Consider the following 18630-nt stretch of genomic DNA (forward strand, 5'->3'; position numbering starts at 1 on the left):
CCGATCAATTTATGCCTGAATGCGTGGGCACGCAAGATCAGATTGGCGGGTGGACCGGACCGATTTGCGTCTTCAATAAGCCGCCGATGGCGCTGCGGCGGCAGCGCTGGGCGCGCCGCGGTCAAAGCTGGCCGCCAGCCTGCGGGCGCTGTTGGCATAGAGCAGGACGTCCACGCCAACCGCCACGAACGTGCAGCCCAGCTCCAGGTAGCGGCGCGCCAGGGCGGGGTCCGAGGTCAAGGTGCCGGCGGCTTTGCCGCGCGTGATGATGACCTGCATGGCGCGCTCGATCGCGGCCTGCACATCCGGGTGGCCGGGCCGGCCGCGATAACCCATCGACGCAGCCAGATCCGCCGGCCCGATGAAGACCCCGTCCACGCCCGGCACCTCGCAGATCGCCTCCAGGTTCGACAGCGCTTGAACGGTTTCTGCCTGCACGAGCAGGCAGACTTCATCGTCGGCGACTTCCAGGTAGTCCTCTCGGGCGCTCCAGCGCGACGCGCGTCCCACGGCACTGCCGACCCCGCGGATGCCGTGCGGCGGATAGCGCGTGGCGGCGACCAAGGCGCGCGCCTGCTCGGCCGTGTCCACCATCGGCACCAGCAGGGTTTTCGCGCCGATGTCCAGCATCTGCTTGATGAGGGCCGTGTCAGCCGCCACCACGCGCACCACGGGGTGCGAAGGGTAGGGCGCCACGGTCTGCAACGCCGCAAGTGTTCCGCGCAAGTCGTTCGGGGCGTGCTCGCCGTCGATCAGCAGCCAGTCAAAGCCCGCGGTCGCGGAGACCTCGGCAAGATAGGAATCGGCCATGGAGAGCCATAACCCGACCTGGGACTGGCGCGCCGCGAGGGCGGCCTTGAAGGGGTTGTGTGCGGGCATGCGTAAAGACTCCAGAAAGGGGGCGGGTCAGCTGACGATGCCCAGGTGCCAGGGCACGAATTCGTGGTTGCCCAGACCCAGGGCTTCGCTCTTGGTCGGTGCGCCCGAGGCCGCGCGCAGGATGTGTTCGAAGATGCGCTGGCCCATCTGCGAGATGTCCACCTCGCCGTCCAGCACCGCGCCGCAGTTGATGTCCATGTCCTGCTCAAGCCGGGCGTACATGCTGCTGTTGCTGGCCAGCTTGAGGGTGGGCGCCGGCTTGGAGCCGAACATCGACCCGCGCCCCGTCGTGAAGCAGATCAGGTTGGCCCCGCTGGCGATCTGGCCGGTGACCGCGACCGGGTCGTAGCCGGGCGAATCCATGAACACCAGGCCCGCGCGGTCGATGGGTTCGGCGTACTCGTACACGGCCTGCAGCGGCGTCGTGCCGCCCTTCATGGCGGAACCCAGCGATTTTTCGAAGATGTTGGCCAGGCCGCCCTGCTGGTTGCCGTGGCCGACGACGCCATTGAACTGCGCGTTGTGCCCGGCCGTGTAGGTTTCCCACCAGGCCAGCCGGTCCAGCAGCTTCTGTCCCACTTCCGGCGTGACGGCGCGGCGCGTCAGCAGGTATTCCACGCCGTGGATTTCGGGGGTTTCCGACAGGATCGCCGTGCCGCCGTGACGCACCAGAATGTCCATGGCCGAGCCCAGCGCCGGATTGGCCGTGATCGCCGAATAGCCGTCGGACCCGCCGCATTCCAGGCCGATCTTCAGATGGCTGGCCGGCACGCTGCTGCGGCGCGCGGCGTTCGCGTGCGGCAGCATTTCCTCCACGGCGCGGATGCCCGCGTCGATCGTGGCGCGCGTGCCGCCCGTGTTCTGCATCACCAGGGTGCGTACCCGCGGATCGCCCGCCAGGTTCTGCGAGTCGATCAAGGCGGACACCTGATTGCGCTCGCATCCGAGACCGACGATCAGCACTCCGGCCAGGTTCGGGTGCCGCGCATAGCCGGCCAGCGTGCGCCGCAGGACGTCGAAATGCTCGCTGGGCGAGGACATCCCGCAACCGCTGGTCTGTGCAAACGCGGCCACGCCATCCACGTAGGGATAGGCGGCAAGCCGCTCGGGCGTGAAATGCTGCGCAATGTGGTGAATGACCGTGGCGGAGCAGTTCACCGACGCGATGATGCCCACGAAATTGCGCGTGCCCACCCGGCCGTCGGGGCGCACATAGCCCTGAAACGTGGCGCGTTGCGCCTCGGGCACCATCGCGACCGGGCGGACGTCGCGGCAGAACGCCGGGTCCCGCTCGAAGTCGGCCAACGCAAGGTTGTGGGCGTGCACGTGGTCGCCCGCCTCGATGTCGCGGGCAGCCACGCCGATGACGGCGTCGTACTTGCGCACCGGTGTGCCCGCGGCGATGCGGCAGGCGGCAATCTTATGCCCGCCCGGCACCTGCGCGCGCACGCGCAGGCCCAGATCGGGCACGACCATGCCCAGGGCCAGGGCTTCCCGCGCGACGAGGACATTGTCGTTGGGGTGCAGCCGGATCAAGGGGTTGGCGTTCACGATGAATCAGCCCTTCTGCAGCATTTCTTTCAATTTCAGGCGCGCGATCAATGCGGTCTCTTGTTGATAGACCGAGGCGACATACGCCTGGTAGTCCGGACCGTCCAGGTACATCACCGGCGCGTCGATGCGGTCGGCAACCTGCTTGAAGGCGTCGCTCTTGACGGCGGTGCGGAACGCATCGCGCAGCTTGCGCTCGACGGCGGGGTCCAGGCCCTTGGGCGCGCCGATGCCGTTGGGCGCCTCGACCACGACGTCGTAACCCAATTCCTTCAGGGTTGGCGCGTCCTGGAAGCGCGAGGCGCGCGATTCGCCCCAGGTCGCCAGCAGGCGCAGTTTGCCTGCCTCGACATGCGGCGCCCACGAGCTGGAATCGGCCACGAGATCGACCTGCCCGCCCAGCACATCCTGCAGCGCGGCCGCGCCGCCTTTATACGCGATGGCGTTAAACCGCACGCCGGCCGCCATGGCGAACTCTTCCATGCCCACGTGCGTCGCACCGCCGATACCGGCGTGCGCGTATGTCAATTTGCCCGGGTTGGCCTTGGCATACGCCACGACTTCCTTGAGTGTCTTGAATGGCGACGAGGCCAGCACGGCAATGCCGAACGTCTGGCCCGACGTGCGCGCCAGGTAGGTCAGTTCGCTGCGCGGGTCCAGCTGCAACAGGCCAAGTTGCGAAAAGCGCGCGACCGAGATGGGAATCTGGCCAATGGTGTAGCCGTCCGGTTGCGCCTGCGACAGCGATTTCGTGCCGATCATTCCTGACGCGCCGGCGCGGTTCTCCACCACGATGGACTGGCCCAGCACCCCCGAGGCCACCTGGCAAAGCGCGCGCATGGATTGGTCCGCCGTGCCGCCCACGGGCCAGGGGCAGATGAAGGTGATGGGACGCTGGGGATAGTCGGCGGCGCGGGCCGTGGCGGGCGCCAGCACGCCGACCGCGCCGACGCCGGCGGCCGCGCCCATGCAGGCGGCGCCGGCCAGGAACCTGCGCCTGTCCAGATCGGGGGTAGGGATGTGCCTCATGATTTGTCTCCGGATGTCGTTCTTATGGGTGTCGCTTTTATATTCGGGCTCCGGCAAGGCTACGTGGGGCCCGGACCTATTCTCGTGAGCTTAACCATAACTATCCAATAGAATTGGCGCATCGCTAGATAACGCCGGTGATATGTATCGGCGCCCTGGTATCGGAGTCCTCGATGGCGCATTTGGATCGCGTTTTCCGCTCAAACCTGAAGCTGCGTCACCTCCAACTGGTCGTGGCGCTGGATGAATTCCGGCATTTGGGACGCACGGCCGAATTCATGGCCGTCAGCCAGCCGGCGGTGTCGCGCATGCTGTCGGAGGTCGAATCGATGCTGGGTCTGGCGCTGTTTGCGCGGTCCGTGCGCGGCACGGAACCCACGGAGGCCGGCGCCTCGGTGGTGCGCTTTGCGCGCGGTGTGCTGGCGCAATACGCGCGCACCCGCGACGAGATCGACGCCGCCGCAAGCGGCGCGGCGGGCAAGACGCGAGTCGGCGCGATGGCCGTCGCGCTGCCGGTGCTGCTGGCGCGGGCAGTGCACGCCTTGAAGGCGCGGTCGGCGCGCGCGACCGTGCTGATCGAAGAGGGCGACCTGACGCACCTGCTGCCCAAGCTTCGGCTGGGCGAACTGGACCTTTTCGTGGGCAGGTTGGAGCCGGGCTATGCCGCGCCGGATCTGCAGACCGAAGCGTTGTTCGAGGAACCGATGGTGGTGGTGGCCGCGCCGGGCAGCAAGATCGCCGGACTGGTGGATCCCGGGTGGGAAGATCTGGCCGCATTGCCGTGCGTCATGCCGCCGCCGTGGGCGTCATTGCGCGTCAAACTGGAGCAGCAGTTCCACCAGCACGGGCTGGAACCGTCGTCCGATCTGATGGAAACGTCGTCCTACCTGGCGACGCTGACGTTCATCCGCGAACGCCACGGCGTGGGGTTTCTAGCCCGCTCGGCGGCGAGAAGCTTCCAAGCCCAGGGGCTATGCCGGATTCTGGCGGTGCCGCTCGCGCTGCCGCTGCCGCCGGTCGGCATCATTACCTTGCGCGAAGCCGGCCTGCCGGCCACCAGCGCGCAACTGATCGATTGTTTGAAAGCGGCTGCGACGGCGCTGTCGGCTGAAGCGGCAGACGGCGCCGGATAAGCCGGCGCACGTCCGTGATGGCACTGCTGGTGGCGATTTACTTGGCCGACGTGGCAGCGGCGGGCGCCAGCGCTTGCAGCAGGCTCTGCGCGTTGCCCTGCAGGTCCGCGACCGGGTCGGCGCCATCAGTGGCCAGCACGACGGCCTTGGCGCCGCCGGCTTCAATGGCCTGCGATAGTGCTGGGGTCGGCTCGCGGTGCAACAGCGCGGCTGCCACGCCGTTGTCCTTCAGCGTGGCGGTCAGCGCAGCCAGCGCCTCGGGCGTCCAGTCCTTGTCGTCACGCGCCATCGTGTCCACCAGATCCAGATTGAATTCCGCAATCAGGTAGGGCAGGCGTTCGGACAGGCTGACGACCGCGACGTTCTCGGCCTGCGCCAGCCCCGCCTGGCTTTTCGCGTTCAGTTCGACCAGCGTGCGCTTGATGTGCGCCAGGTTTTCGCCGATGCGCTTTTCGTCGGACGGGGACAGGCGGCCCAGGTCGGCGGCCACGATGTCGGCCATGCGGCCGAGGTTGACGATGCTGAGCCACGGATAGGCGGCGAACTGGCCGCCAGGGCGCGTGTCGCTTTGCAGCGCGATGCCGTTCAGCGCGCCGTCTAGCGGACGCGCTGCGTCGATCTCGACGATGCGGATGTTGGTGCGGCGCGCATTGGCAAAGAGCGGATCATCTGGCCAGATGGAACGCAGGCCCACGGCCGCGTCGGCGGAGGCGGCGGCTTTTTGCAGCGCCGCGCCGCCGCGGCCGCTGAAGTAGGACGTCAGCCGCGTGGCCGGCAGGTTGGCGGGCGCCGCACGTTCGACGCGGATGCTGCTGTCCTTGGCCAGACTGTCGGTCAGGGCGAACACGACCGGGTGGGCGGCCAACACGGTGACTGCTGCAGGCGCGGTGCTGGCGGCTTCGGGTTGCGCGGCGCGGGCCACGCGGCCGGACTTGGCGGCTTCCTGGGCATGCGCTGTGGCGGCGCCCAGGGCGGATGCCATTGCCACCGCCAGGGCGGCGCGGCGCAAGGTGACATAACCTGACTTCAGACTCATGCTGCATTTCCTTTCAGACCGGGGACCAGGCTGCGCGCCAGGGCCGCGATCGCAAACAAGATTCCCGCGACCAGAATGATGGCCGCGCCGGAAGGCACCGGCAGTTCCAGTTCGATGGGCAACATGATGCCGGCGAGCGTGGCGAACATCGCAAACAGCACCGACATCGTGAAAAACCCCTTGAGCGATTGGGCCAGCATCCGCGCCGCGGCGGCCGGAATCACCAGCAGCGCGCCGACAAGGATGGCGCCGATCACCTTGACAGAAGCCACGGTAACCAGCGTCACCAGGATCACGAACAGGTAGTCCATCGCCTTGACGGGTACACCGCGCACGGCGGCAAGCTGCGGATTGAAGCTGGCCAGCATCAGCCGGTTGTAATTGGGCAGCGCCAGCGCCAAAGCCAGCACCGCCACGCACGTCAGCACCGACAGGTCGTTGCTGTTGACGGTGAGCACCGAGCCGAACAGCACGTTCTCCAGGATGTGGATGTTGATGCGCCCGGCCAGCACCAGCAGCAGGCTTGCACCCAGCGCCAGCGACACCGACAGGAACACGCCGATCAAGGTGTCCGGCGTGAGACGGGTGCGGTTGCTCAGGAAATTGAGCAGGATGCCGAAGATGAGGCAATAGCTGAACAGGCTGCCATACGGGCCGGTGTAGGGCTCGCCCAGCAGAATGCCGATCGCCACGCCGGTCAGCGCGGCATGGCCCACCGCTTCCGAGAAGAACGCGAAGCGCTTGACCACGACCAGCGTGCCCAGGCCGCCCAACACCGGCCCGATGATCAGGCCGGCGAGCAGGGCGTTGATGACGAAGCCATAGGCCAGCGAATCGGGCAGCGCGCCGGATTCCGCCGCGCGTTGGATGAGTTGGCGCAGGTTATCGAAAAAGGCGTTCATGCGGCGCGCTCCTGCGGCTGGCCGCCCACGCGCGGGCGGGTGGAAAAGAGCGTCAGCAGCCGGTCGGGCGTCAGCACTTGCTTAGGAGGACCGTCGCAAAGCACCTGGCGGTTCAGCCCGGTGACGCGGTCGGCCAGGCGGCCGACGGCCTCCAGGTCATGCTCGATCCAGAGCACGGTCACGCGCTGCGCGCGCCAGCTGTCCAGCAATTGTTCGAACACGCGCACGCCGGCTTCGTCCAGCGCCGACATGGGCTCGTCCAGCACCACCATCGATGGGCTGGGCACCAGGCCCTGGGCCAGCAGCACGCGCTGCCGCTCGCCGCCCGACAGCGCGCCCATGCGGCGGTTGCGCTTGTCCTGCATGCCCACGCGTTCCAGCGCGGCCGAAATCTCCGCCGACTTTGCGCGCGACAAGCCCAGGAATGCCGGCTTGCGCTGGCACATGGCTGCCATGAAATCGTTGACGGTCATGGGCAGGCCGCGATCGAACTCCAGCGCCTGCGGGATGTAGCCGATCACGCCCGGCCGATCGCCGGGCCACGTCACGCTGAGCTTGCCGCGATGCGGCATCTGGCCCAGTAGCGTCTTGACCAGGGAACTCTTGCCGCCGCCGTTGGGGCCCACCAGCGCGTGCACGCTGCCCGCCGTCACGCTAAAGGCGACGTCGCTGAGGATCTCGGTGCGGCCCAGCGTCAGCGAGATCCGCTCAAAGGTCAGGGTGGGGCCGGGCGCGCCAGCCGGATGCGGGGTCACCGGGCCGGTCACGCGCCGGCCTCTTCAATGGCGCGCACGACGGTAGCCAGGTTTTGCGACATTTCCTTCTCGAACTGCTCGGCGCTGTATTCGCCGTACGAGATGTGCGACAGCGCGTACAGCTTCACCCCAGTTTCACGCTGGATCGTTTCGACGTACGAGGACGGGAAGTTCAGTTCCGAAAAGATCACCTTGACGTCGGCCGCGCGCAATTGCTCGATGGTGCCCTTGAGCTGGGCCGGGCTGGGCTCGATGCCGTGCGCCGGCTCCACGACGGCCGTGACTTCCAGGCCGAATTCGCGCAGCAGGTAGTCGTACGCGCCGTGGATGGTCGCCACGCGCAGGTCGGCGTTGGGCGCGGAAGCCAACTTGCCCAGCGCGTCGGCGCGCAGCTTGCGCAGGCGCTGTCCATAGGCGCGCGCGTTGGCGGTGTAGGCCTGGGCGTTTGCGGGATCGATACGGCCCAGTTCGCGGGCGATGGTGTTGATCTGCGCGATCGAGGCGGTGATCGACAGGAAGGTGTGCGGATTGACGACCTTGCCCGAATCGCCGCCCCCGCGCGCGGCCATGCCTACCGCGGCCAGCAGCGGCACCTGCGCGTTTGCCTCGATCACGGGAATCTTGGGCTTTTCGCTGGCGGCGATCATGCGGTCCGCGAAGTCATCGTGGCCGATTCCGTTGAGCACGACGACGTCCAACGTGCCGATGCGCTTGATGTCCTCGGCGCGTGGCTCGTAGGCATGCGGATTGAAGCCCACCGGAATCAGCGGCACGACCTCGGCCTTGTCTCCCACGATGTTGGCGACGTAGCTGTAATAGGGATGCAGCGTCACGCCGATCTTCAGACGCTTGGCGTCTTCGGCGTGGGCGGGCGCGGGCGCGGTGAACGCGCCGGCCAGCAGCGCCAGCGCGGCGAGCGGCGCGGCGCAGCGGCGCAGGATCTGGGAGAAAGACGAAAAGGCAGACATAAATCCGTAGGCTCGTGTCGGAAGGCGAAGGGGGAGGGCCCGGTCAGGGCTTGTTCTGGCGGGTGACGCCGGCATCGAACTGGGCGGCGACCTGCAGCCAGCCCGCCGCCGCCAATGCGGCATCGTCGGTGCGTTCCGGGACGCGGGTTGCCGCATTCCGGGCCAGCCAGACATCGACCTGGGCGGGCGCACTGCCGTCATGGTCATGGCCGTCCTTGGCGTGGCCGTCTTCGGCGCGCATCAGGAACGATCCGGCCAGCTTGGCATCCGCCGTCTGCCCCACATACAGGGCTTTGCCCGCCTGACGCTCCAAGCGCCACACGTGGCCGCCGCGCACGGCGGTGCTGTTGTCGGTGACGAAAGGCGGCAGTCCCTGCGCGGCCAGATCGGCGACCGAGGGCAGCGGCTCGCCGGCTTGCAGGGCAAATCCGATTTCCTCGTAGGCGACGCGCAGGTCGGCGTAGATGCCCTGTTCGGCGGGCGTCAGGTCGCGTCGTGCGTCGATCTGGGTGGCGGCGAGCGGCGCGCTTTCGGGCGGCGCTTCGCGCAGTCCGATATACCCCGCGGCGGCCGCGACGATGACCACGCAGGCGCCCAGCACCGCAAGGGTTTCGTGACCGGCGCCCGCGGGGCGGATGACTTGTGTGTGCATGCTGCGGTTGGCCGGGGCTTACTGGATGTCGACGTGGTCGATCTCGACCACGTGGCCGGGACCCGCGTCAAACAGGACGTAGAACTCGCCGTTCGGCCGCTTGAACGACATCTTGGAATCCGCATCCAGCTTGCCCGGCACGAGGATCTGTTCGTCGTAGGAGATGACGTCCATGGTGACGCCGGCCGCGCCGCTGCCGTCGGAGAATCCGCCGGTGCACTGGATCTGTTCCTTGCCCTCGGCCTTGCATTCGGCCATCGGATTGTGCGCCAGGGCCGAAGCGCTGGCGGTCAACAGCGCGCCAAGCAGGGCGGCGCGAAAGCGGTTCGCAAAAACTGCGTTCATCGGGATGCTCCTTGTTTCTTCAGCCACTCGACGGTGGCGGGGGACGCGGTGGCGATGGGCCACGCCGCCTGATGCACCGAACCGTCCCAGCCCTCCGCCGTGATCCAGAGATCGGCGTCCGGGGCGGTGCGCGGGGGAATCGGCACGGTGGCAAAGGCCCGGTGCGGGCTGCCAAAGAAGATCGAGCCCGCGGCGCGCAGGCTGCGCGGCTTGCCCACGCGCACGTAGACCGCACGGATCTGGTCCTTGCAGCCTTCGCATTGCGCCATGGTGAAGGTCTTGACCATGCCGGCCGGGTCGGACTTGGGCGGTTCAACCTGCCATTCGGCCAGCTGCAGCTTCCATGGGCCGACCTGCAGGTCGCCGGCGGGGCGCTGGCCCAGGCCCATCGACCCGCGCGACAACGCCAGGTTATCGAAATACTTCGGGACGTAGAGGATCGGCAGGATGAGCAGCAGCGCGCTCAGGTGAAAGCGCCAGCGGCGCCAGAGGCTGGGCTTGGGCGCGGCGGCGAGGGTTGCGGTCTTGCTCATTCGGTCACCTCACGGGCGTCGGTGCGGGCTGCGCGGGCAGGGCGCAGCGCCTTGGCGGTGGCTTGCGCGGTGCGCTTGGTCCAGATCAGCAGGCCGCTCAGCGACATCATCGTCAGCAGCAGGCCAAACAGAAACCACACCAGCTTCAGCCAGAATCCGCCGAAGTCGCCGGTGTGCAGCGGCCGCATGGATTCGGTGAAGAATTCCAGGCCGCTGCGATCGGACAGGCGGCGCACTTCCTCGACGGCGCCGTTGTACGGATTGATCTTGGCGTATTGATACATCAGCGGATAGGCGCCGCGGCCCGAGATGGTGATCGGGTCATAGGCATTGCCGGGGAAAAACACCTGCTGCGTCTCCAGGCCGGGCAGCTCGCGCTCGGCAATGCCGACGATCTGGTCGAGCGGCAGGCGTTTGACGGTGTCGCCGGGCGCGACGGTCGGCACCTGGTCGCGCGCCACGACGGCGGGGACGCCCTGCGTTGAGATCGTGGTGGCCGTATCGAACAGCACGGCCTGCACCAGGAACCAGATCGCGCTGACCGAGATCAGCAGGATGAACCAGACGGACCACAACCCCGACAAGCGGTGGAAGTCGCCCCAGAAAATCCGGGCGCCCTGGCCGACGCGCAGGCGCGGCTTCTGGAAATACGCGCGCCAGAACCGTTTGTAGACGACGAGACCCGTGATGAGCGAGAGCAGCATCGGCACGGACAGCAGCGACACCAGATACCAGCCCCAGCTATAGCCATTCGTGAACGGAATCAACAGCCAGCCGTGCAACGCGCGCATGAACTGGCGCAGGTCAAAGTTCAGGGCAGGGCCTTGGACATCACCGGTATAGGGATTGACGTAGATCGAGGTGAATCGCGCGCCCGGATATCCGACCGAGGCCGTCAGGGCGAATTGGGATTCCTCGGGCCAGGACAGCCGCTGCACGGAAGCGTCGGGCTCTTGCTTGGCGATGGCGTCCATCAAATCCTGGTAGCCCATGCGCGGGGTATCGGCATCGGGCGCCTGGGCGCGAACGGCGGGATTGATGAGCCAGACGATTTCCTGGCTGATGACGGCGATGGTTCCGGTCGCACAGATGAAGAAAAGGAAAATCCAGATCGGCAAGGCCAGCCAACTGTGGACGAGAAACCATAATTTGGAGCGCGATGGCTTGGCCATTCGAGAACTGTCCGAAGAACGTGAGAAGTGGATCTGGTCCCATTTAAGGGAGGTGTCAGGCGGAATTCTAGCAAGAATCGTTCTCAATTGTCTTCGCGACTGGCTTTGGATCCGTCCTGCACCCGCAGCCGCACTCGCAACGTGATGGCGCCACCGGTGTTTAAAATGCCCCCCTTGGCGCCTAAATCGGCCGCCGCCCGGACCCCCCGCATGCACGCCTTTCCGTCCTCGCCGTCCTTGCGCCCAGCCGCTGCCGCCGCCCTTGCGCGGCTGCTGCTGCTGGTGTTGCTGGCCGCGCGGGCGCTGGTGCCCACCGGCTACATGCCGGATGTGCAGGCGCTCAAGCAGGGCCGTTTCGCGCTGGGCTTCTGCGCGGCGGGGGGTGGCGTTTTTCCCGGCATGCCGGGTCTGGCCGACCCGCACGCGCATGCCGGCGACTCGCATGGCCATCACGGGCACCCGGATTCCTCTGGGCACGTCGGCGCCGGTCAGGAATGTCCGTTTGGGCTGAGCGCGCACCCGGCACTGCTGTCGCCGCCAGCCTTGGCGCTGATCCCCACGCTGCTCGGCTGGCGGGTGCAGCCTTCGCCGCAAGCCGACAGTCCGCGGCCCCCCATGCCTGCCGCCGGCCCGCCGCTGGGCCAGCGCGCGCCGCCTCGAATCACCGGATGACATTCGTCGCCGTGCGCCTTGCGCGCACGCTGGCCGCCCCTTGCGGGCGGCGTCCGTTGTTGTCGAGACCCTTATGACCACTGATACTCTGGTTAGCCCCGCCGCGTCCGCGCGGCCGCGGACCGCGAGCGGCAGCGCGTTTCTCGCGCTGCTCACCCGGCTGCATTTCTATATAGGCCTGTTCGTCGGCCCCTTCATCCTGGTGGCGGCAGTGACCGGCACCCTGTTCGTCCTGACTCCGCAACTTGAAAGCGTCATCTACGCCGACCAGTTGCGTACGGACTCCGCCGGCACCGCGCAGCCCTTGGCCGCGCAGGTCGAGGCGGCACGGGCGCGCATCGGCCCGGGTCCGCGCCTGTTTGCCGTCCGGCCTGCACCCGGACCGGGCGAGACCACGCGCGTCATGTTCACGCAGCCCGGCATGGGCGACTCCGAATCCCGTGCGCTGTTTGTCGATCCCGTCACCCTGGCCATCAAGGGCGACATGGTCGTCTACGGGACCAGCGGCACGCTGCCTTTCCGGACCAAACTGGACTACCTGCACCGCAATCTGATGCTGGGCGACCTGGGACGCAACTACAGCGAGCTGGCGGCGTCGTGGTTGTGGGTGGCCACGCTTGGGGGGCTCGTGCTGTGGTTTGCACGCCGGAGCCGCGACAAGGCGGCGGCAGCGCGCAGCCCGCGCCTGCGCGCGCGGCGCTGGCACGGTCTGTTGGGGCTGTGGATCGGGATCGGTCTGGTGTTCTTCTCGGCCACGGGGCTGACCTGGTCGAACTGGGCGGGCGCGCGCGTGGACCAATTGCGGGCGCAATTGGGATGGATTACACCGGCGGTGTCGCTGAAACTGCCGGCCGCCGGAATGCCGGCCACCGGAATGCCGGCCACCGGATCGCCGGCCGCCGGATCGCCGGCCGTGCCCGAGGGCGGCGAGCACGCTCATCATCATGGCGGCCAGCATGACCACGCCGCTATGATGATGGCGCCGGACAACGCGGCCTCCGGCTTTGACCGCGTGCTGCAGGCGGCCCGGCAGGGCGGCATCGACAGCAGCCAGCTCGAAATCCGCCCGCCGCGCGCTGAAGGCCAGGCCTGGATGGTGCGCGAGGTGGACCGCTCCTGGCCCACGCAAGTCGACACCATTGCGCTGGATCCGTCGACCTACGCCATCACGAGCCGCGCAGACTTCGACACCTTTCCGCTCATCGCCAAGCTGATCCGGTGGGGCGTGGACATGCACATGGGCATCCTGTTCGGCTGGCCCAATCAGCTCTTGATGGCCGCGATGGGCATCGCGCTGACGGCGATGATCGTCCTGGGTTACCGGATGTGGTGGCTGCGCCGGCCGGCGGCCCCGGCAGGGCAGACGCTTACGCAGGCGTGGCGCGATCTGTCCTGGCCGGGCCGCATCGCGACGGCGGCTGTCGCGCTCGCGCTAGGCTGGTGCCTGCCGGTAATGGGCGTGAGCCTCGCCGCGTTCCTCGTGATCGACGTGTTGCGGTGGATGGCGGCCAGACGCGCTTGATATGCGTCAACGGGCGGCGCAGATCGCAGGCGGCGGGCCGGATTCGGGGCCGGATCCGCGCTACCATCTGCGCCGTCAAGGGGATCCGATGTACCGATGCGCCACTGCTGCAAGACGATGGGTTTCGCTGTTCGCAGCGGCCCTGTTCGTCTTTCAGGCGATGATTGCCTCGGCGGCGCTCGCCGGATCCGGCGGCGCCGGGGGGGGCAGGGGGATCCCCAGTCTTCGGCGCCACCACCATCATCTGCACGGCTAGCGGGCCGCGCGTGGTCACCATTGGCCAGGAAGGCGCCATCCCACGCAACATCCCTGGCGCCAACCAAGAGGCCACGCCGGACGCCGCGCAACATAGCGGCGCGATGCCGCACTGCTGCGTCGCGGGGTGCGCCATGCTGGGCGGCGCCGCGCTGCCGGCATTGTGGCTGCTTGCATGGCTGTTGCCCACCTTGGCCCAGCCTGACGCGCCGCCCGCCACCCACGATACTCACTTCTCCAGTGCGCTCGCGCGGCTGCCGCAGCAGCCGCGTGCGCCGCCATCCGCCGCCTGACGGCTTTCCTCCCTGCATTTTCGGCTTGCATCGCGCCGCTCGCCGCTAGCGGGCGCGGCGCCGACCGCTGACGCCTGTCCGCCTGTCCGCTCGTGGCCTGGCCCCCGATCCGTGGGGTCAGGCGCCGGGGCGTGCCTGCGCGCGGCTTTGGCGCACAAGACGGCAAGCCACGACCTCCCAATTCCACGTTGGACCCGATTCCGATATGTGCAAGCAACAGCAATTTCTACGCATGACCTGCCTGGCCGCCGCCGTGGCCGCCACGTTCTCCGCCGCGGCGCAATCCGCTCCCGACGGCGTGACCACGCTTGATCCCGTCGTCATCACGGGCGTTGCGCCCAGCGCGCCCCTGACATTCACGACCGATCCCAAGCTGCCGCGCCAGCCGCTACCGGCCAGCGACGGCACCGACTATCTCAAGACCATTCCGGGGTTTTCGGCCATCCGCAATGGCGGCACCAACGGCGATCCGGTGCTGCGCGGCATGTTCGGTTCGCGCCTGAACATCCTGACCAACGGCACCGCCATGCCAGGCGCCTGCCCCTCGCGCATGGACGCGCCCAGTTCCTACATTTCCCCCGAGAACTTCGACCAGCTCACCGTCATCAAGGGACCGCAGACCGTGCTGTGGGGGCCGGGCGCGTCGGCCGGCACCGTCCGCTTCGACCGCGACACGCCCCCGTTCACCGAGCCGGGCGTGCGCTTTGACGGCAGCCTGACGGGCGGCTCGTTCGGACGCAACGACCAGACGGCGGACCTGACCGCCGGCAACGAGAAGGTCTACACCCGGTTTACCGCCAACCACTCGCATTCGCAGGATTACAAGGACGGCGATGGCAACACCGTGCCGTCGCGCTGGGACAAATGGAACGCGGATGTCGCGCTGGGCTTCACGCCGGACGCGGACACCTTCTATGAATTGACCGCCGGTACGGGCGATGGCGAGGCCCGTTATGCCGGCCGCGGTATGGACGGTTCGCAGTTCAAGCGGGAAAGCTTTGGACTGCGGTTTGAAAAACGTAACCTCGGCGAGGTGCTGAACCAGGTACAGGCGCAGCTCTATTACAACTACGCCGACCACGTCATGGACAACTACACCCTGCGCGCGCCCGACCCCTCAAGTTCCATGGCGATGCCCATGGCTTCGGACGTGGACCGGGCCACCTGGGGCGGGCGCGTCGCCAGCACCTGGACCCTGTCGCCGGACGTGAACCTGGAGGCAGGGGTGGACTTCCAGCAGAGCCGCCACCGCGCCCGCAGCGGCACGGATACGGTGTCGTACCGCAGCCAACCGTGGGTCAAGGATGCAGATTTTTCCAACACGGGTGTTTTTGGCGAATTGACCTGGCGCGCCGCGCCGGACAGCCGCGTGATTGGCGGGGCCCGCGTGGATTGGGCGTCGGCCAAGGATTTCCGCCAGTCCACGGGCGGCCAAATGATGCCCATGCCCAATCCGACGGCGGGCGAGCGCCGCGACGACACGCTGCCCAGCGGCTTTCTGCGCTACGAAAGGGATCTGGCGTCGCTGCCCGCCACGGTGTACATCGGCCTGGGCCACGTCGAACGGTTTCCCGACTACTGGGAATTATTCTCGCCCAAGCGAGGGCCGGCCGGTTCGGTCAACGCCTTCCAGGGCGTCAAGCCGGAAAAGACCACCCAGCTGGACTTCGGCGCGCAGTACAAGACCGAAACGCTCGATGCCTGGTTCTCCGGGTACGCGGGTTACGTGGACGACTTCATTCTTTTCAGCTACACGTCCGGCGGGATGATGGGCGCCACCTCGCAGGCGACCAACGTGGATGCCCGCATCTTCGGCGGGGAGTTCGGCGCCACGTACGCCATGTCGCCGCGCTGGAAACTGGGTGCGACGCTTGCCTACGCCTGGGGCCAGAACCGCAGCGACGGCCGGCCGCTGCCGCAGATCCCCCCGCTGGAAGCCAAGCTCAGCGCTGCCTATGACGACGGCATCTGGTCGGCCGGCGCCTTGTGGCGCATCGTCGCGCCGCAAAAGCGCTACGCGCTCAACGAGGGCAATGTCGTCGGCAAGGATTTCGGCCCCAGCGCCGGTTTTGGCGTCTTCTCCGTCAATGCGGGGTACGTGGTGAACCGGCAGGTCCGGCTGTCCATGGGCGTGGACAACCTGTTCGACAAGACCTACAGCGAACACCTGAACCTGGCTGGAAACGCGGGTTTTGGGTATCCAGCGGGGACGGCTGTGAACGAACCCGGACGCAGCGTCTGGGCGCGGGTCAGTATCCGTTACTGACAACGGAAATGGGTTGGGCACGCTACTTGCTGAAAGGGTGCTGAGGGTCATTCCTTGTCTTATGGAGAAGCATCATGGAAGCTTTCAAGTACACGCCCACCCTGACCACCCCCCAGCCGATGACCAACGGCGAACGCTGCGCGTTGCGCACCTTGGCTGCCGCGCAGCAACTTTTGCACCCGGAACGTCCGCCTGCCGTCATGATGTCGACAGTCGAGGCCGAATTGGCGAAATATGTAAAAGAGACTTACCGTCCGCGCACGGTGTGGTGAGCCGCGGGGGCAGGGCGCCGCTGCCCTCGGGCGCCCGTCACTCGATCGGCGCGCGCATGACCAGCGCCGAAACGGTATGGTTTTTCCAAAATACCTGATGGATTCGGGGCAGCAACGCTTGCAGCTCCGGTTCCGTCGCGCTCGTAAAGGTCACCAGCACTGCGGGCCGGTCGCCTTCGCTGACGATGCGTTTGACGTGATCCGGCGATGGAAACCCGTACTTCGTCAGGAAGTTGCGAATCTCGTCGTCGGTGGTGGTTTCCTCAACCTGATTGATGAGCAGCGCTGCCATGGCTGAACCTCCGGGGAAGGGGCGCTTCGCGCGTCAGGACGTTTCGCGTCACGACGTTTCGCGTCAGAACTTTTCGGGCACGAACCGGAACGGATGCTCCGGCTGCTCGTATCCCTTGGCCTTTTGCCGCTTGGGTAGCGCAATCTTTTCCCTCGGGCCGACCTTGTAGGGAATGTGTTCCAGCAGATGGCTGATGATATTGAGCCGCGCCCGCTTTTTGTCATCGGATCCGCACACATACCAAGGCGAGATGGCCGTATCCGAGGCCTTGAACATGTCATCCCGCGCCCGTGAATAGTCGTACCAGCGGCTGTACGAATCCAGATCCATCTTGGTCAGCTTCCAGGTCTTGCGCGGGTCATTGATGCGCGATTGCAGCCGGCGCGTCTGCTCCGCCTCGCTCACTTCCAGCCAATACTTGAAGAGCAGGATGCCGGAGTCGATCATCACGCGCTCCACCAGCGGCACGGCCTTCAGGAAAGTGTCGACCTGCGCCTGGGAGCAGAATCCCATGACACGTTCCACGCCCGCCCGGTTGTACCAACTGCGGTCGAAGATCACGACTTCGCCGGCGGCGGGCAGATGGGGAAGATAACGCTGCATGTACATCTGCGACTTCTCGCGCTCGGTGGGCGCGGGCAAGGCCACGATGCGAAAAACGCGGGGGCTGACGCGCTCGGTCAGGGCCTTGATCGTGCCGCCTTTGCCTGCGCCGTCACGGCCTTCGAACACGATGCACACCTTCGCGCCGGTCTCCTGCACCCATTGCTGCAGTTTGACCAGTTCGGCGTGCAACTGCGCCAGTTCCTTTTCGTACTGCTTCTTGGACAATCCGGCCTCTTCGGCCGCCTCGGGGATGTCCTTCTGCTTTTTTTTGCCGGCCATCGTCGCACTCCGAAAAGTTCAGCCACGAATCAAGGCGCATCCGGGCGCCGCCCGTGAAGTGAATATATTGCCGATTCGATGCCATTTGGGCACGCGTTACCAATGGTTTTATGGTGCCGCAACGCAACCCGTCATGGGAGGCATGCGAAATCAGGCACAGCTCGGGCACGGCATTTGCTGTCTGCGTCCTTGGCCACATATCGCTGGCCGCAGCACATCCCAAGGTGACGAAAATGGAACCAAGACATTCCGTTGGACAGGCATCTTCCCAGGACAACGCCGTGGAAGCCACATCAACGCCGGACGATCTTCCGGTCAAGCCTTCTGACGGCAAGCCCGGCGCCCAGCCGGTCAAGCCTTCCGACGCTAGCGAGAACGCGCAGGGCAATGAAGTCCGCAACGAGGACATGGAGCCTTCGGATGCGTCCGAATCCACTCCCGACCCCGCCGGCTCGCAGCGCTCATCCTGACCCCGAGGAGAACCGATCATGACCATAAAGACCAGTGTGTTGGGTTTGGCCGTCCTCCTGGGCGCCGCGGGCGGCGCTTGCGTAGCGCACGCGCAGGGCGCGCCGCAGTCCGTGACCGAAGTCCGGGTCGATGTCGCCAAGGTTGACGCCGGCTACCGCGCCTCGAAGATGATCGGGGCGACGGTCTACAACGGCAAGAAGGAAAAGCTCGGCACCGTGGATGATCTGATCCTCGGACCACCCGACTGGGCGCCTTATGCGGTGTTGTCAGTGGGTGGCCTGCTGGGCGTGGGCAACCACCTGGTGACGGTTCCGCTGTCGCAGATGCAGGTCGCGGGCGATCAGTTCCAGTTGCCGGCGGCCACCAAAGACACGCTCAAGGCGCTGCCCGAATTCAAGTACGCGAAGTAGTCGGCGCGGGGCTTGCCGCCCCGCACCGCATGACCATCCATGCCACGAGGAGGCTCCATGCAGATTGAACCCGTCCCCGACACCCGCCGCCCCGCGTCGCGCTCGCGGTCACTGGTCGCGCAGCTCACGGATATCGATGCCCGCCGGCCGGATTTTCCGGGCGAGCATCTGATCGTGCTGGGCGTGGGCGTTCTGCTCATGCTGTCGGGCATGCGCAGCCGAACGATCCTGCGGCGCACGCTGATCACGGCAGCCGGCACCGCCTTGATCGGTCGCGCGGCAAGCGGAACCGGGGGCGTTGCCCGCGTCGCCCGGATCGTCAAGCGCTTGGGCTGAT

22 protein-coding genes are annotated in these 18630 nt (G+C 66.8%); 9 read left to right on the forward strand and 13 right to left on the reverse strand.

The genetic code is table 11. The features are described 5' to 3' along the window. Nucleotides 1-72 precede the first annotated feature (72 nt). From hpaI to HV786_RS07305, 3 genes are read right to left on the reverse strand one after another with little or no spacing between them, the layout of a single operon-like run. On the reverse strand, nucleotides 73-879 hold the full coding sequence (gene hpaI, locus HV786_RS07295) for a 4-hydroxy-2-oxoheptanedioate aldolase (protein WP_128829305.1): 807 nt from the start codon (nucleotides 877-879) through the stop codon (nucleotides 73-75). A gap of 27 nt (nucleotides 880-906) precedes the next feature. Continuing rightward, entirely contained in the window at nucleotides 907-2430 is a 1524-nt protein-coding gene (locus HV786_RS07300) for a UxaA family hydrolase (protein WP_175210432.1), read from the reverse strand. Between the two features lie 6 nt (nucleotides 2431-2436). Continuing rightward, nucleotides 2437-3459 (reverse strand): tripartite tricarboxylate transporter substrate binding protein, encoded by a 1023-nt coding sequence (locus HV786_RS07305; protein ID WP_175210434.1) that lies wholly within the window; start codon nucleotides 3457-3459, stop codon nucleotides 2437-2439. Between the two features lie 173 nt (nucleotides 3460-3632). Between HV786_RS07305 and HV786_RS07310 the strand changes: the two genes are divergently transcribed. Then, nucleotides 3633-4592 (forward strand): LysR substrate-binding domain-containing protein, encoded by a 960-nt coding sequence (locus HV786_RS07310; RefSeq protein WP_175210436.1) that lies wholly within the window; start codon nucleotides 3633-3635, stop codon nucleotides 4590-4592. Nucleotides 4593-4629: 37 nt separating this feature from the next. Here HV786_RS07310 and HV786_RS07315 read toward each other — a convergent pair whose 3' ends face one another. The 8 genes from HV786_RS07315 to HV786_RS07350 are packed head-to-tail and all read right to left on the reverse strand — an operon-like array spanning nucleotide 4630 to nucleotide 10955. Further along, a complete protein-coding gene (locus HV786_RS07315; RefSeq protein WP_175210438.1) occupies nucleotides 4630-5628 on the reverse strand; it encodes a metal ABC transporter solute-binding protein, Zn/Mn family in 999 nt (332 codons plus the stop codon). Then, the gene (locus tag HV786_RS07320) at nucleotides 5625-6530 is read right to left on the reverse strand and encodes a metal ABC transporter permease (RefSeq protein ID WP_128829301.1); all 906 of its coding nucleotides are present in this window, start codon (nucleotides 6528-6530) and stop codon (nucleotides 5625-5627) included. Before HV786_RS07320 ends, HV786_RS07315 begins: the two co-directional genes overlap by 4 nt. Next, nucleotides 6527-7297, reverse strand: a complete 771-nt coding sequence (locus tag HV786_RS07325; protein WP_217284709.1) for a metal ABC transporter ATP-binding protein — start codon at nucleotides 7295-7297, stop codon at nucleotides 6527-6529. The genes HV786_RS07320 and HV786_RS07325 overlap by 4 nt, the downstream gene beginning before the upstream one ends. Then, on the reverse strand, nucleotides 7294-8253 hold the full coding sequence (locus HV786_RS07330; RefSeq protein WP_128829300.1) for a metal ABC transporter solute-binding protein, Zn/Mn family: 960 nt from the start codon (nucleotides 8251-8253) through the stop codon (nucleotides 7294-7296). The genes HV786_RS07325 and HV786_RS07330 overlap by 4 nt, the downstream gene beginning before the upstream one ends. A gap of 43 nt (nucleotides 8254-8296) precedes the next feature. Further along, on the reverse strand, nucleotides 8297-8905 hold the full coding sequence (locus HV786_RS07335) for a DUF6162 family protein (RefSeq protein ID WP_128829299.1): 609 nt from the start codon (nucleotides 8903-8905) through the stop codon (nucleotides 8297-8299). Between the two features lie 18 nt (nucleotides 8906-8923). Then, complete coding sequence (locus HV786_RS07340) at nucleotides 8924-9250, reverse strand: hypothetical protein (RefSeq protein WP_056317990.1); 327 nt, start codon at nucleotides 9248-9250, stop codon at nucleotides 8924-8926. After that, the gene (locus HV786_RS07345; RefSeq protein WP_128829298.1) at nucleotides 9247-9783 is read right to left on the reverse strand and encodes a thiamine pyrophosphate-binding protein; all 537 of its coding nucleotides are present in this window, start codon (nucleotides 9781-9783) and stop codon (nucleotides 9247-9249) included. Before HV786_RS07345 ends, HV786_RS07340 begins: the two co-directional genes overlap by 4 nt. Next, nucleotides 9780-10955, reverse strand: a complete 1176-nt coding sequence (locus HV786_RS07350) for a PepSY-associated TM helix domain-containing protein (protein ID WP_056317985.1) — start codon at nucleotides 10953-10955, stop codon at nucleotides 9780-9782. The genes HV786_RS07345 and HV786_RS07350 overlap by 4 nt, the downstream gene beginning before the upstream one ends. Before the next feature lie 210 nt (nucleotides 10956-11165). Here HV786_RS07350 and HV786_RS07355 point away from each other — a divergent pair, with 210 nt between their 5' ends. The 5 genes from HV786_RS07355 (at nucleotide 11166) to HV786_RS07375 (ending at nucleotide 16235) form a co-directional block, all read left to right on the forward strand. Next, complete coding sequence (locus HV786_RS07355) at nucleotides 11166-11627, forward strand: DUF2946 family protein (RefSeq protein WP_175210440.1); 462 nt, start codon at nucleotides 11166-11168, stop codon at nucleotides 11625-11627. A gap of 73 nt (nucleotides 11628-11700) precedes the next feature. Continuing rightward, complete coding sequence (locus HV786_RS07360) at nucleotides 11701-13149, forward strand: PepSY-associated TM helix domain-containing protein (protein ID WP_175210442.1); 1449 nt, start codon at nucleotides 11701-11703, stop codon at nucleotides 13147-13149. A gap of 266 nt (nucleotides 13150-13415) precedes the next feature. Beyond that, nucleotides 13416-13697: a hypothetical protein gene (locus tag HV786_RS27280; protein ID WP_254599460.1), complete on the forward strand. Its 282-nt coding sequence runs from the start codon at nucleotides 13416-13418 to the stop codon at nucleotides 13695-13697. 205 nt (nucleotides 13698-13902) lie between these two features. Beyond that, a complete protein-coding gene (locus HV786_RS07370) occupies nucleotides 13903-15963 on the forward strand; it encodes a TonB-dependent copper receptor (protein WP_158216689.1) in 2061 nt (686 codons plus the stop codon). Nucleotides 15964-16037: 74 nt separating this feature from the next. Next, nucleotides 16038-16235 carry a hypothetical protein gene (locus HV786_RS07375; protein ID WP_128828334.1) on the forward strand — a complete coding sequence of 66 codons (198 nt, stop codon included), beginning with the start codon at nucleotides 16038-16040 and terminating at the stop codon, nucleotides 16233-16235. A gap of 37 nt (nucleotides 16236-16272) precedes the next feature. On the opposite strand, the gene HV786_RS07380 is transcribed toward HV786_RS07375, so the two are convergent. Next, nucleotides 16273-16527, reverse strand: a complete 255-nt coding sequence (locus HV786_RS07380) for an RNA-binding protein (protein ID WP_128828335.1) — start codon at nucleotides 16525-16527, stop codon at nucleotides 16273-16275. 63 nt (nucleotides 16528-16590) lie between these two features. After that, complete coding sequence (gene ppk2, locus HV786_RS07385; RefSeq protein WP_128828336.1) at nucleotides 16591-17412, reverse strand: polyphosphate kinase 2; 822 nt, start codon at nucleotides 17410-17412, stop codon at nucleotides 16591-16593. A 281-nt stretch (nucleotides 17413-17693) separates the two neighbouring features. Here ppk2 and HV786_RS07390 point away from each other — a divergent pair, with 281 nt between their 5' ends. From HV786_RS07390 to HV786_RS07400, 3 genes are read left to right on the forward strand one after another with little or no spacing between them, the layout of a single operon-like run. Next, nucleotides 17694-17882 (forward strand): hypothetical protein, encoded by a 189-nt coding sequence (locus HV786_RS07390; RefSeq protein ID WP_128828337.1) that lies wholly within the window; start codon nucleotides 17694-17696, stop codon nucleotides 17880-17882. An 18-nt stretch (nucleotides 17883-17900) separates the two neighbouring features. Then, a complete protein-coding gene (locus HV786_RS07395) occupies nucleotides 17901-18293 on the forward strand; it encodes a PRC-barrel domain-containing protein (RefSeq protein WP_128828338.1) in 393 nt (130 codons plus the stop codon). 57 nt (nucleotides 18294-18350) lie between these two features. After that, the gene (locus HV786_RS07400; RefSeq protein WP_252870129.1) at nucleotides 18351-18629 is read left to right on the forward strand and encodes a hypothetical protein; all 279 of its coding nucleotides are present in this window, start codon (nucleotides 18351-18353) and stop codon (nucleotides 18627-18629) included. Nucleotide 18630 lies beyond the last annotated feature (1 nt).

The sequence above is a fragment of the Achromobacter mucicolens genome (genome assembly GCF_902859725.1).
Taxonomy (GTDB): domain Bacteria; phylum Pseudomonadota; class Gammaproteobacteria; order Burkholderiales; family Burkholderiaceae_B; genus Achromobacter; species Achromobacter mucicolens.